The 13,912-nt window shown below is 62.1% G+C and carries 12 protein-coding genes; 6 read left to right on the top strand and 6 right to left on the bottom strand.

What is annotated here, in order from left to right; genetic code table 11:
* Window positions 1–122 precede the first annotated feature (122 nt).
* Entirely contained in the window at window positions 123–977 is an 855-nt protein-coding gene (locus PMI24_RS24570) for a shikimate dehydrogenase (protein WP_007958799.1), read from the top strand.
* Between the two features lie 33 nt (window positions 978–1,010).
* Here the strand turns inward: PMI24_RS24570 and PMI24_RS24565 are convergent, their stop codons facing one another.
* Window positions 1,011–1,688, bottom strand: coding sequence for a TetR/AcrR family transcriptional regulator (locus tag PMI24_RS24565; protein WP_007958797.1), 678 nt, complete (start codon window positions 1,686–1,688; stop codon window positions 1,011–1,013).
* Window positions 1,689–1,790: 102 nt separating this feature from the next.
* Window positions 1,791–3,692 carry a 3-dehydroshikimate dehydratase QuiC gene (quiC, locus tag PMI24_RS24560; RefSeq protein ID WP_007958789.1) on the bottom strand — a complete coding sequence of 634 codons (1,902 nt, stop codon included), beginning with the start codon at window positions 3,690–3,692 and terminating at the stop codon, window positions 1,791–1,793.
* A 273-nt stretch (window positions 3,693–3,965) separates the two neighbouring features.
* On the opposite strand from quiC, the gene PMI24_RS24555 reads away from it, so the two are divergent.
* On the top strand, window positions 3,966–5,303 hold the full coding sequence (locus PMI24_RS24555) for an MFS transporter (protein WP_007958787.1): 1,338 nt from the start codon (window positions 3,966–3,968) through the stop codon (window positions 5,301–5,303).
* 108 nt (window positions 5,304–5,411) lie between these two features.
* Here PMI24_RS24555 and PMI24_RS24550 read toward each other — a convergent pair whose 3' ends face one another.
* The 4 genes from PMI24_RS24550 to PMI24_RS24535 form a co-directional block, all read right to left on the bottom strand.
* The gene (locus PMI24_RS24550) at window positions 5,412–6,290 is read right to left on the bottom strand and encodes a DMT family transporter (RefSeq protein WP_007958785.1); all 879 of its coding nucleotides are present in this window, start codon (window positions 6,288–6,290) and stop codon (window positions 5,412–5,414) included.
* 66 nt (window positions 6,291–6,356) lie between these two features.
* The gene (locus tag PMI24_RS24545) at window positions 6,357–7,172 is read right to left on the bottom strand and encodes a sugar phosphate isomerase/epimerase family protein (RefSeq protein ID WP_007958783.1); all 816 of its coding nucleotides are present in this window, start codon (window positions 7,170–7,172) and stop codon (window positions 6,357–6,359) included.
* A gap of 2 nt (window positions 7,173–7,174) precedes the next feature.
* Window positions 7,175–8,236: a Gfo/Idh/MocA family protein gene (locus PMI24_RS24540; RefSeq protein WP_007958781.1), complete on the bottom strand. Its 1,062-nt coding sequence runs from the start codon at window positions 8,234–8,236 to the stop codon at window positions 7,175–7,177.
* 116 nt (window positions 8,237–8,352) lie between these two features.
* A complete protein-coding gene (locus PMI24_RS24535) occupies window positions 8,353–9,129 on the bottom strand; it encodes an IclR family transcriptional regulator (RefSeq protein ID WP_007958770.1) in 777 nt (258 codons plus the stop codon).
* 177 nt (window positions 9,130–9,306) lie between these two features.
* On the opposite strand from PMI24_RS24535, the gene PMI24_RS24530 reads away from it, so the two are divergent.
* From PMI24_RS24530 to PMI24_RS24515, 4 genes are all read left to right on the top strand, one after another.
* Entirely contained in the window at window positions 9,307–11,043 is a 1,737-nt protein-coding gene (locus PMI24_RS24530; protein ID WP_007958761.1) for an FAD-dependent oxidoreductase, read from the top strand.
* A complete protein-coding gene (locus tag PMI24_RS24525; RefSeq protein WP_007958759.1) occupies window positions 11,027–11,860 on the top strand; it encodes an aldo/keto reductase in 834 nt (277 codons plus the stop codon). Before PMI24_RS24530 ends, PMI24_RS24525 begins: the two co-directional genes overlap by 17 nt.
* A gap of 190 nt (window positions 11,861–12,050) precedes the next feature.
* The gene (gene ypfJ / locus PMI24_RS24520; RefSeq protein WP_007958757.1) at window positions 12,051–12,938 is read left to right on the top strand and encodes a KPN_02809 family neutral zinc metallopeptidase; all 888 of its coding nucleotides are present in this window, start codon (window positions 12,051–12,053) and stop codon (window positions 12,936–12,938) included.
* Window positions 12,939–13,892, top strand: a complete 954-nt coding sequence (locus tag PMI24_RS24515) for an alpha/beta fold hydrolase (protein WP_007958755.1) — start codon at window positions 12,939–12,941, stop codon at window positions 13,890–13,892.
* Window positions 13,893–13,912: the final 20 nt, after the last annotated feature.

Here is a 13,912-nt window from a genome sequence, read left to right as displayed (position 1 = left end):
TTTTTTTCAAGCAGAAGACGGCATACGAGATACATCGGTGACTGGAGTTCAGACGTGTGCTCTTCCGATCGCTATCGCCTGGCCCTGGAACATTTCAGCCAGCGGCTGAAGGGGTGATCCGTATGAACCGCAACAACGTGATACTCGCCGGGCTGATCGGCGCCGGCATCCAGGCCTCCCGCACCCCGGCGCTGCATGAACACGAAGGTGACGAACAGGGCCTGCGTTACCTGTACCGCTTGATCGATCTCGATCAACTGCAACTGGACAGCAACGCCCTGCCCGACCTGCTGCTGGCCGCCGAACGCATGAATTACACCGGGCTGAACATCACCTTCCCGTGCAAGCAGGCGATCATCCCGCTGCTCGATGAATTGTCTCCGGAAGCCCGAGGCATCGGCGCCGTGAACACGGTGGTGCTGAAGGACGGCAAACGCATCGGACACAACACCGATTGCCTGGGTTTCGCAGAGGGTTTTCGTCGCGGCCTGCCAGACGTCGCACGCGAACGTGTAGTCCAGATGGGCGCCGGTGGCGCAGGCGCGGCAGTGGCCCACGCCTTGTTGAGCGAAGGCGTACAGCAACTGAGCATTTTTGATGTGGACGTGGAGCGCGCCGAAAGCCTGGCCAACAATCTCAACCAGCATTTCGGCGCTGGCCGGGCGATTGCCGGGCATGATCTGGCGAGCACACTGAGTCAGGCGAATGGTCTGGTAAACACCACGCCGATGGGCATGGCCAAATTGCCAGGCATGCCCGTGCCGACGGAATTGCTGCGGCCTGAGTTGTGGGTGGCGGAGATCGTGTATTTCCCGCTGGAAACCGAACTGCTGCGCAACGCCCGCGCCCTGGGTTGCCGAACGCTGGATGGCGGCAACATGGCGGTGTTTCAGGCAGTGAAGGCGTTTGAGCTGTTCAGCGGCAGGGTGCCGGATGCGCAGCGGATGCTCGCGCATTTTCAAAGCATGAATGGATAAAACCGTGAGGGGGCAACGCCCCCTCGACTTCGGTCACGCCTGCAAGTAGCGCAGCACCGACTCGCAAATCATCTCGCGATGACGCTGCTTGATGCTTTCGTCCGGCAGGTCGATCTGAAAGATCTCACCGAACGTGTGGCGGTTCGACACGCGATAGAAGCAGAACGAACTGATCAACAGATGCACGTCCAGCGCGTCGAGCCCGGCGCGGAACACGCCTTCTTCAGCACCGCGACGCAGAATCTCGCCCAGTGAATCGAGGATGGTGTTGTTCATCGCCTTGATCGCATCGGAACGCTTCACGTACTCGGCGTTGTGGATGTTTTCGATGCTGACGATCCGCACGAAATCGACGTTGCGATCGTGATGATCGAAGGTGAATTCCACCAGACGCCGGATCGCTTCCACCGGCGGCAATTCGGCCAGGTGCAGGCGGTTTTCGGTGCTGCGGATATCGCCGTAGAGCTTCTCCAGCACCTCGACGTACAACTGCTCCTTGCTGCCGAAGTAGTAATAGATCATGCGCTTGGAGGTGTGAATACGCTCGGCGATCGCGTCCACGCGAGCACCGGACAGGCCCTGCTGGACGAACTCGACGATCGCCTCCTGCAGGATATTCTCGCGGGTCTTTTCCGGGTTGTTCTTGCGACTTTTGCGCGGCTCTACCGCGGGTAGAACGGGGGCTGCGGAAAGTTCTGAAGTCATCGTCATTGCGGGCTCACGGCCATCACTGCACAGGCTGGCGATTATGGGCCGCGCGCCCCAGTGAAGGAAGCCGCGCGACCCGTGTTTAATCCCGCGTTTACGAATTTCCTACAACTTGGCCTGACGAACCGCGCCACTGCGTGATTTGGCCATCGCCGCCAGCCGCACCGCGACGTTGGCCGCGCCATAACCGGCGTAACCGTTCTTGCGCTGGATGATCTCGAAGAAGAAACGCCCTTCGAATGGCTCGGTGTAAACGTGGAACAACTCGCCGCCCTGCGCGTCGCGGTCGTACAGCACGTTGTAGTACGCCAGTTCGCTGAGGAACTCGTCATCGAAATCGAAGCGTGCCGCCAGGTCGTCGTAGTAATTGAGCGGGATATCCAGCAGCGGCACGCCCGCCTCTTTAGCCCGGCTGACTTCGGCGAAGATGTCGTCGCAATCGAAGGCGATGTGATGCACCCCGGAGCCGCGATAACTCGACAGCGCGTGTGAGATCGCGGTGTTGCGGTTCTCGGAAATGTTCAGCGGCAGACGGATCGAGCTGTCGCGGCTACGCAACGCGCGGCTCTTCACCAGACCGTAAGGATCTGGCAGCACCACTTCGTCATCGGCCTCGAAGTCCAGCAGGCTCTTGTAGAACAGCACCCAGCTGTCGAGGCTGTCCGCCGGCAGCGCCATGGCCATGTGATCGATGCGCTTGAGGCCGCCCCGCGCCACTGCATCCGGCAGCAGATTGAAGTCGGTGCCGTAGACATCCGCCTCCTGATCCACCAGATAAATCAGGCTGCCGTCCGGGGCACGCACCGCCGCCAGCTCCAGCTCGTTGGGGCCGACCAGTCCGCGATACGGCTGACCTTTATAGGCGACGGCCCGGGCCAGCGCGTTGGCGCTGTCCTTGACCCGCACGGCGGTGGCGCACAGCGACGGGCCGTGCGCCTCGAAAAAGCTGTGGCCGAACGAATAGGGTTCGGAGTTGAGGATCAGGTTGATATCGCCCTGGCGCAACAGGCTGACGCTCTTGGAGCGATGCTGGCCGGCCTTGACGAAACCCAGCCGTTCCAGCCAGTTCGACAGCTTGGCGCCGAGGCTTTCATCCACGGCGAACTCAAGAAACTCGATGCCGTTGTATTCGCTGGCCTTCGGCGTTTCGAAGAGGATGTCGCGGTTATCCACAGGGCGGATTTCCTGCTCCAGACGCTGGCGGGTTTTCTCCTCCAGGTACAGCAGCGAACGCAGACCGTCGGCCGCATTGGCCCGAGGTGGCGCGGCGCGGAAGCCGTCGTTGAAGATCTCCAGCGACAGCGGCCCGGTGTAGCCGCTCTGGATGATCGGTGCGAGGAAACCCGGCAGATCGAATTCGCCCTGCCCCGGGAAGCAGCGGAAATGCCGGCTCCACTCCAGCACATCCATCGCAAGGATCGGCGCGTCGGCCATCTGCACGAAGAAAATCTTGTCGCCGGGAATTTCGGCAATCGCCCGTGGATCGCCCTTCAGCGACAAGGTATGGAAGCTGTCGAGCAACACGCCGAGGGCCGGGTGATCGGCCTGACGCACAATGTCCCAGACCTGTTGATAAGTATTGACGTGACGACCCCAGGCCAGCGCTTCATAACCGATGCGCAAGCCACGGGCGCCAGCGTGTTCGGCCAGCAGGCGCAGGTCGTCGATGAGGATCTGTTGCTCGCCGATACTGTCGGGGGAAGCGTTGCTGCAGACCAGCACCAGGTCGGTGCCCAGTTCCTGCATCAGGTCAAACTTGCGCTCGGCCCGCTCCAGATTGCGCTCCAGGCGATCGCGGCGGCAGCCTTCGAAATCGCGGAACGGCTGGAACAGCGTGATGGCGATTCCGAGGTCGGCGCACATCTGCCGGATTTCCCGGGGGCTGCCGTCGTAATACAGAAGATCGTTCTCGAAAATCTCCACTCCGTCGAACCCGGCGGCGGCAATGGCTTCGAGTTTTTCCGGCAGGGTTCCGCTCAAGGAGACGGTGGCAATGGATCGCTGCATGTTTCAACTCCCGGTGGAGACGTCGGCTACGAAAATTGCGCCGCTTTTATAGGGTGAGCGAATTATTGGTCCCGGTTTATCATTGAGCAATTTAAAGTGTACTACCCGGTTAGTTTTGCGTGCGATTATCGAACACAATGCCGGTTTGGCGAATTGACGATTTTTCGTCCACTGCCCAACATCCATCTCACCTTGAGTCCGGAACTGAACCACCGGTCGCAGCGTGCACAAAAAAAGCACACCAAATAACAAATCCAAAAACGGGTGGAACACATGATTCCTTCACAGACTTCCCGCATGGCTCCGGCCATGAGCACTGCCACGGGTGGCATCGGCGACAAGATCCGCGGCGCCATGGCCGTCGGCAAGACCCGTTGGGGCATGCTGGCGCTGGTGTTTTTCGCCACCACCCTGAACTACATCGACCGCGCCGCCCTCGGCGTCATGCAGCCGATCCTCGCCAAGGAAATGAGCTGGACGGCGATGGACTACGCCAACATCAACTTCTGGTTTCAGGTCGGCTACGCGATCGGCTTCGTGCTGCAAGGACGGCTGATCGACCGGGTCGGCGTCAAACGCGTGTTCTTCTGCGCGGTGCTGCTCTGGAGCCTGGCCACCGGCGCCCACGGCCTGGCGACCTCGGCGGTGGGCTTCATGGTCTGCCGGTTCATTCTCGGCCTGACCGAAGCGGCCAACTATCCGGCCTGCGTGAAGACCACGCGCCTGTGGTTCCCGGCCGGCGAGCGTGCCGTGGCCACCGGCATCTTCAACGCCGGCACCAACGTCGGCGCGATGTTCACCCCGATGCTGCTGCCGCTGATCCTTCACGTGTGGGGCTGGCAGGCTGCGTTCCTGTGCATGTCGGCGCTGGGCGGGATCTGGCTGCTGTTCTGGGGCCTGAAGTATTTCAACCCGGAAGATCACCCGAGCGTGAAACAGTCGGAGCTGGAATACATCCAGAAAGAAGTCGAACCGGAACAGGCCCGCGTGCCGTTCTCGAAAATCCTGCGCATGCGCGGCACCTGGGCCTTCGCCCTCGCCTACTCGCTGACCGCGCCGGTGTTCTGGTTCTACCTGTACTGGCTGCCGCCGTTTCTCAATCAGCAATACAACCTGGGCATCAACGTCACCCAGATGGGCATTCCGCTGATCATCATCTACGTCACCGCCGACTTCGGCAGCGTGGGCGGCGGGATTCTGTCTTCGTTCCTGATCGGTCGCGGCATGAACTCGATCAAAGCACGGCTGCTGTCGATGTTCCTGTTCGCCTGCTGCATCATCGGCGTGGTGATGGCCGCCGGTTCCGCCAACCTGTGGATCGCAGTCGCCGCCATTTCCCTGGCCATTGGCGCGCATCAGGCCTGGACGGCGAACATCTGGAGCCTGGTGATGGACTACACGCCCAAGCACATGATGAGTACGGTGTTCGGTTTCGGCGGCATGTGCGCGGCGATCGGCGGGATGTTCATGACCCAGATCGTCGGCCACATCCTGACCGTCACCAACAACAACTACACCGTGCTGTTCACCCTGATCCCGGCGATGTACTTCATCGCCCTGACCTGGATGTACTTCATGGCACCGCGCAAGATTCCTACCGTCACTGAGTAACCTGCCCTTCCTTGTGGGAGCGAGCTTGCTCGCGAATGCGGACTGACATTCAGCACTGACATTGAATGACACACCGCCTTGTGAGCAAGCTCACTCCCACAGTGTTTTTCAGCGCCGGCTCTGCTGCCACGCTGCCGCCAGCCCGCTGCAACAGATCACCGCGATCCCGATCACCGTCATCAGGGTCGGCGTGTGAGCAAACAGCAACCAGCCCAACAACCCCGCAAACACGATCTGGCAATAACCGAACGGCGCCAGCAACGCCGGTGCGGCATGGCGGAATGCCTGGGTCAGAAACAGGTGCGCGGTCATTCCGCAACTGCCCAGCGCCAGCATCAACAACGCGTGCCCCAGGCTCGGCACCTGCCAGAAGAACGGCACCAGCGCACTCATCACCAGCGTGTTGCACAACCCGGCGAAAAAGTTGCTGGTGGTCGGGCTGTCGATTTCCGCGAGCTTGCGGGTGAGCAACTGATAGAAGCAGAAAAACAGCGCCGAGCAGAACGGCAAGAGAATCGCCGGGGTGAACAAGTCACCGCCCGGATGGACGATGATCAGCACACCGATAAACCCGCACACAACCGCGATCCATTGACCGCGCGTCACCCGTTCCTTGAGCAACGGCACCGACAGCGCCGTCACCAGCACCGGCGCAAGAAAGTTGACCGCCGTGGCCTCGGCCAGCGGGATGTACAGCAACGCCGTGGTGAAAAACAGGCTGGTGCCCAGCAGACACAACGCCCGCGCCAACTGCCACAACGGACGTTTGGTGCGCAGCACGCGCAGCCCGGACTGCGGCAGGAAAATCCCCGCCATCAACAGCGTGTGCACCAGATACCGCGCCCACACCACCATGACGATCGGATAAAAACCCGAAAGGTATTTCGACAGCGCGTCGTGGCTGGAGAACAGGAAGGTTGCCACGACAATCAGCAAGATCCCTTTGAAGGGTTGGTTGACGCCGGAAAGCGGAGTGCTGACGGTCATTGGCTCTCTCTGAATGAAAAATAAACGGTGACGAGGACGCAGGCGCCCTCGCCCCTTGAAGCAGACTTAAAGCCGGGCCAACAATTCCCGTGTCCGGTCGATCGCCATATGCGCCCGCTGTAACCCACTCACGCCTTGCTCCAGCAATTTGACCGTGGGAATTTCCAGACTCAGGGGAAGGTTAGCCGGAAGACTGCGCAACAAGCCGATCAAGTCACAATCGCCCTCGCCGGGAAACCGTCGTTCATTGCGGGCCTGACGCAAGATCTCGGCCATGTCCGTCGGCCTCGGCCCAGCTACATCGCACAACTGTGCATAGCGCAGCCGTGAGGGCGGCACACCGGCCAGATCTTCCAGCCGCGATCCGGAACGGTCGAAGTGAAACGCATCCACCAGCACCGCGCCGTTTTCGCGCCCGGCGTTGTCGACGATGCGCAACGCCTGCTCGAGATTGCGCGCATCGGTCCACGGCATGAACTCCAGATGCGGGTGCAAACCATAGGGCGCCGCCAGATCGCAGAGTGCCGCAAAATTATCGGTGAGCCGCTGTTCGTCGGGATCGTTACCGGCGACCAGCAATTCACTGGCACCGAACTCTGCGCCGACGCTGAGCAGTTGCTCGAAATCCGCGACCACTGTCTGCGGCTTCAATCGAAGGATTTCCACGTCGAGCACGCCGATGCCGGTGTCACGCAAACGCGCCAGTGTCTGACGCCGCAAATCGCCATCGGCTACCAACGGGAAGTGATATTCCTCGGGCGTCGCCGGCTCCAGGCGCAGGCCGACATGGCTGTAACCGGCACGGGCCGCGACTTCGACCATCTCGGGTGGCGACAACTCCAGCACGGTCAGGCTGGCCAGGGACAGAATTCGCTCGCTCATGTTCAGGCCTCGATCTGCGCAGGTTCGGTGGCGCGACCGCTGGCCGCTGCTTCACGGATGGCCTCGACCAGCGCCAGCGTGCGGGCGGCATCGGCGGCACTCACCAGCGGTTCGACTTCCCGCCGTGCGACACGCACGAAATGCTGCAACTGCAATCGCAGCGCTTCGTCAGGGTTGAACGGTTCATCAACCGACAGCAACGGCTCGTGCCAACCGGCGTCCACCTGATCGGCGCTGTAATGCCAGCGCTTGAGTTGCGGAATGCTCAAGGCCCCGGCTGTTCCCGCCAGCAAGTAACAAGGCTGATCGGCCTGACGCGGATAGACCGGGTTCTCCCCGGAGTTCAACTCCCAGCTCCACGGCGCCGCCACCGCATCGGAACCGGTCAGGCTGCCGAGCGCTCCGCCGTCGAACTGCAGCAGGATCGCCGCGCTGTCTTCATTGGCAAAACCGCGCACCGAACGGTCGGTGATCGCCTGCACCGATCGCACTTCGCCGCACAGGTGACGCAACAGATCGAGGTCGTGGATCAGATTGGTCAGCAGCATTCCGGCACCGGCTTCGCGCCGCCACGCGGTTTCAAAATAGTGGTCGGGTTTGCGCAACTGGAACAACGCAGTCACCAGCGTCAGCCGCCCCAATGCTCCGCCCTTGACCAGTTCATGGGCCCGCACGATCAACGGATTGTGCCGCCGATGATGGCCGACCAGCACCGGCACGCCGCTGCGCTTCACCGCTGCCACCAGTTCCCGCGCTTCATCCAGGTTTACGCCTACCGGTTTTTCCAGCAACACCGGAACACCAGCGGCCAGGCAATCCAGCGCAGTGCTGACGTGCTGATTATTCGGATTGGCGACGATCACTGCGTCTGGCCGGTTCTGCTCCAGCATCTGACGGTGATCGGCGAAATACGCCACACCCCACTCCGCCGCCAAGGCCGGTGCCCGAGGGCCGGGATCAGCCACGGCGCATAACGTGGCCTCAGTGAGATTTCTCAGGTGCCGGTAATGTTGCTGGCCCATGTTACCGGCGCCGATCAGGGCGATTCGAAGGGGCGGGTTCAAGGTGCGATCCTCTTGTGATTGTTGTGGGAAAATTCACTCCATCAACAATTTAGAACCCGGTTCCAGATTCTCACACCCACCCGACTGAAAAGTGGGCGAACAGCGCACAGCTTTGCTTAAACGAACAACTCCGAGGCCAGGCTGGCCGCCGACAATTCCTCGGTAAACGTCAGCAACAGCGGCGCCAGTTCATGCAATCGCGCCGCCGGCATCCGTGCGCTTGGCCCGGCGATGCTGAGCACGCCGATCACCCGGCCATCGGCGGGATGTTTCACCACGGCAGCAATCGCCGAAGTGCCGACCGCCGAGCTTTCTTCCACACAGGCATAGCCCTGTTCCCGGGCCACACGCAGGCGTTCGAGCAGTTCAATATTGGAGCGCGGTGCGTTGGGTCCGATATCCGCCGGCACCTCCGCGCCCTGGCGTTCGACCAGCGACAACGCCTCGGCGTCGCTCATGCACGCCAGCCAAGCATGGCCCGACGCGGTATAGAACAGCGGCGCATCGCGGCCCATGTCCGGGTCGTAACGCAGGCCGGTGCGCGCGCCCTGGGCCTTGGCGATCCAGGTCTGGCGCTCGCCGTCGATCACCCCCAGACGCACCAGTTCACCGGTTTCCTGGGCCAGGCGATCGAGCACTGGCTGCACAATGTCGGTCCCGCTGCTCGACAGGTACTGGAAGCCCATCGCAACCAGTTTGGTCGACAGGTGATAGCGCAACGTCTCCGGGTTCTGCCGCACGTAACCCAGGCGGATCAGCTCGGCGAGCAGGCGGTGCGTCGCGCTCTTCGGAATGTCCAGCTGTTCGGCCAGGGTCTGCATCGGCAGCCCGCGCGGATCACTGGTGAGGCTTTCCAGCACGCTGAAAACCCGTTCGATTTGACTGCCGGCCATGGTGCGCTCTCGGTGAAATTTCGCCGATTCTAGAAGACATCCCGCGGAATGCGAAATCTGGAACCCGACGTCCGATAACCGCCCACTTTGCGCGTCGGTCGGTTGATCTGCTTCGCCCGCACTGGTTATTTTCTGGAACATGATTCTAAAAACAATTGATTGCTGGAGCCCTTACTGATGCCTGCCCTTCCCGATATCGACTGCGACGTTCTGGTGGTCGGCTCCGGCGCCGCCGGTTTGTCGGCCGCCGTCACCGCCGCCTGGCATGGCTTGAAGGTCATCGTGGTGGAAAAGGATCCGGTGTTCGGCGGCGCCACCGCATGGTCCGGCGGCTGGGCTTGGGTGCCATGCAATCCGCTGGCCCGGCGCGCCGGGATCGTGGAAGACGTGGAACTGCCGCGCACCTATCTGCGCCACGAACTCGGCGAGCATTACGACCCGGCCATGATCGACGCCTTCCTTGAGGCCGGCCCGCGCATGGTGGCGTTCTTCGAACAACACACCGCCCTGCAATTCGCCGACGGCAACGCCATCGCCGACATCCACGGTGAAACACCGGGCGCGGGCACCGGCGGACGCTCGGTGATTGCCGCGCCCTATGACGGGCGAAAGGTCGGGCGCCTGCTCAAGCGTCTTCGTACAACGATGCGCGAAACATCGTTCATGGGCATGCCGATCATGGCCGGCGCGGACCTGTCGGCGTTTCTCAATCTGACTCGCTCGTTGTCGGCGGCCTGGCACGTGACCCGGCGTTTCACTCGCCACCTGCTGGACCTGGCGCTGCATGGCCGGGCGATGCAACTGGTCAACGGCGTGGCGTTGGTGGCGCGGCTGGCCAAGTCCGCCGAAGACCTCGGCGTACTGCTGTGGGAATCGGCGCCAGTTACGGAACTGCTGCGCGACGATTCACGCATCACCGGCGCTCGCGTGAACACCACAAAAGGCCCGATCACTGTCCACGCGCGCAAAGCCGTGGTGCTCGCCGCTGGCGGATTTGCCAACGACATCGAGCGGCGCAAAGCGTTGTTCCCTCGTACGCCCACCGGTCATGAACATTGGGCGCTGCCTCCGCTGGCAGTCAATGGCGACGGCCTGCGACTGGGCGAAACCGCTGGGGGCCGGGTCAACACCGATGTGGCCTCGCCCGTGGCGTGGGCACCGGTCTCGCAGGTGCCACATTCCGACGGCAGCATCGGCCATTTCCCACACATCATCGAACGCGGCAAACCGGGCGTCATCGGCGTGCTGCGCAACGGTCAGCGCTTCGTCAACGAAGCCAACGGCTATTACGACTATGTCAGCGCCATGGTCGCTGCGGCTCCCGAAGGCGAAGAGGTTGCGTCCTGGCTGATCTGCACCCGCGCGTTCCAGCGTCGTTACGGGCTCGGCATGTCTCGGCCGTTTCCGGTGCCGGTGTCAGGTTTTATCCGCAGCGGCTATCTGAAAACCGGTAATACCCTTGAGGAATTGGCCACTGCATGCGGCATCGATCCGAACGGATTACGCGCCACTCTCCATGACTACAACCACCATGCCCGGCACGGCGAAGACCCGCTGTTCGGTCGCGGTTCGACCCCGTACAACCGCAAACAGGGCGATCCGGCGCAACAGCCCAATCCGTGCGTGGCGCCCATCGAACAAGGCCCGTTCTACGCGGTGAAGGTGCAGCCGGGCTGTTTCGGCACCTTCGCTGGGCTCAAGGTCAACCCGCATGCGCAAGTGCTCGACGCCGAAGACCGGCCCATCGCCGGGCTCTACGCGGCGGGCGGCGACATGGCCAGCATCATGGGCGGGCATTATCCGGCGGGTGGGATCAATCTCGGCCCGGCGCTGACTTTCGGTTACATCGCAGCCCGACACATGGCGGGCGTCACGGCTTTCGAACAGGAGATCGACCATGCAGCACATCGTTAACAGACAAGGACTGAACCTGCCCAAACTCGGCCTCGGCACCTGGCCGATGCTCGGCGACGAATGCACCCGCGCCGTGGAGCAAGCCCTGGAACTGGGTTACCGCCATATCGACACGGCAGCGGCCTACAACAACGAAGACGCAGTCGGACAAGCCCTGGCGAATACGCCGACACCCCGCGAGCAGATCCACGTCACCACCAAGGTCTGGTGGGACCAGTTGCAACCGGATGCCATGCGTCACTCGCTGGATCGCAGCCTCAAGGCACTGCGCAGCGAGTACGTCGACCTGTTCATGATTCATTGGCCGACCACCGACTGGGACTTGCCCCGCACCCTTGAAACCCTCGCGTCGTTCAAGGAACAGGGGCTGGCTCGCAACATCGGCGTAGCGAATTTTCCGCTGCCGCTGCTGCGCAAAGTCGTCGAGGAATACGGCATTCCTCTGTCAGCCATTCAGGTCGAGTACCACGTCCTGCTCGGACAAAACGCCCTGCTCGACTACGCCCGTCAACACGATCTGGCGCTCACGGCCTACACGCCACTGGCGCGTAACAAGGTCTCGGAGATTCCACAGATTCAGCAGATCGCCGAAAAACACGGCGTGCTGCCGACTCAAGTGGCGCTGAAGTGGCTGCTGGATCAGGACAACGTGGCGGCGATTCCCAAGGCCAGCAGCAAGACCAATCAACTGGCCAACCTGGCCTCGCTGAATGTCGAACTGGATGATGACGACCGTGCTTTGATCGCTGCGTTGTCCAAGCGCGAACGTCAGGTGAGCCCGGACTTCGCGCCGGTGTGGGATGCCTTCGACCGCTGACACCCGACCCGGCGAAAGAAAACCGCCGGCGAATTGAATTCCCGGCGCTCGCGCTCGTCAATAACAGGCCCGACCTCGTCACCCCGAGGCCGGGCCTTTGTGCGTGTGTGCGAATAGACGGACGACCGGACTGGCGCCACACTCACACACCAGCAACACTCATCACCACGATCAGACAGAGGATTCCCACATGCTATGGAAAAAAGGCCGACGCAGTGACAACGTCGTCGATGCCCGTGGCGATGACACGGGTGGTGGTGGCGGCATGCGTTTCGGCGGCGGCAAGGGCCTGAGCATCGGGGCGATCCTGCTGATCGTCGGTATCGGCTGGATCACGGGGCAGGACCCGCTGCAGATCCTCGGCCAGCTCACGGGGCAGATGACCGAACAATCGGCCCCCACTTCGCAAACCCGTCAGGCACCGCCGGCCAACGATGAACAGGCCGAATTCGTGCGCTCGATCCTCGGCGACACCGAAGACACCTGGGGCGCGATCTTCCAGCAGGCCGGCCGGCAATATAAGGATCCGACCCTGGTGCTGTTCAGCAACCGGGTCAATTCCGCCTGCGGTCTGGCGACCTCGGCCACCGGCCCGTTCTATTGCCCGGCGGACCAGAAGGTCTATCTGGACATGGCGTTCTTCCAGGAAATGTCCCAGCGCTTCAAGGCCGCCGGCGACTTCGCCCAGGCCTACGTGATCGCTCACGAAGTCGGACACCACGTTCAGACGCTGCTCGGCGTCTCGGCGAAAATTCAGACAGCCCGCCAGCAAGGCCGGCAGATGGAAGGTGACGGCGGTCTGCTGGTGCGTCAGGAACTGCAAGCCGATTGTCTGGCCGGGGTCTGGGCCTACAACGCGCAGAAGCGTCTGAACTGGCTGGAACCGGGCGACATCGAAGAAGCCTTGAACGCGGCGAACGCCATCGGTGATGATCGCCTGCAACAACAGGGTCAGGGCCGTGTGGTGCCGGACTCGTTTACTCACGGTACGTCGGCGCAAAGGGTGCGCTGGTTCAAAACCGGATTCGCCCAGGGCCAGGTCGGCCAGTGCGATACCTTTGCGGCGAAAAACCTGTAAATGCATAAATGGCTGTTGGCTTTTCTGTTTATCGGCGGCACCGCCCAAGCGGCCGGCGTCGACGCAATCAGTCCCGGGCGCCTGCAATTGCAGGCCGGCGAAATGGCGGTGGGCATCGGCCCGGCGCCGGCGAAAATCGAGCGCGTGCTGATCGTCATTCATGGCCGTCTGCGCAACGCCGAGACCTATCGCAAAAGCGGCGAAGTCGCGGCGGAACTGGCCGGGCAAACCGCCAACACCCTGGTGATCGCCCCGCAGTTTCTCAACGAAAGCGATGTGTCGCTCTACTCGTTACCCGCCAGCGTGCTGCGCTGGCAAGGCAACGACTGGATGGGCGGCGGGTTATCCACAGGGCCGAATCCGCTGAGTTCCTACGCCGCACTGGACGAAATCGTCGGAAGGCTGAGCGATCGCAAGCAGTTTCCGGACGTGAAGCAGATCGTGATCTTCGGTCACTCCGGCGGTGCCCAGGTGGTGCAGCGTTATGCGCTGCTGGCCCAGGAACAGCCGGCGCTCAAGACCGAAGGCATTCGTTTGCGCTATGTGGTGGCCAACCCGTCGTCCTACGCCTACTTCAATGAGCAACGCCCGGTGGCCTTCGATCATGCGAAGTGCCCCGGTTTCAACCGCTGGAAGTACGGCCTGGTAGATCCGCCGATCTACTCGGGTGGGCAAACGCCCGCGCAGCTTGAAGGCCGTTACGTCAAACGCGAGGTGATTTATCTGCTGGGCCAGCAGGACACCGACCCGCAACACCCGGCGCTGGACAAGAGCTGCGCCGCCAAAGCCCAGGGGGCTTATCGCCTGGAGCGCGGGAAGCTGTTTTTCGGTTACTTGCTGCGTCGTCACCCTGAAGGGGTCAATCAGCGCCTGATCGAAGTGCCCGGCGTCGGGCATAACGGCGACGGCATGCTGACCTCGCCGGAAGGCCAGAAAGCGATATTCGAGCAATAAAAAACGGGGGCCCAAGCCCC

The sequence above is a fragment of the Pseudomonas sp. GM25 genome, from assembly GCF_000282255.1.
Taxonomy (GTDB): Bacteria; Pseudomonadota; Gammaproteobacteria; order Pseudomonadales; family Pseudomonadaceae; genus Aquipseudomonas; species Aquipseudomonas aphyarum.
The sequence above is the reverse complement of the archived record's forward strand: the minus strand, read 5'-3'. Positions and strand labels throughout refer to the sequence as shown.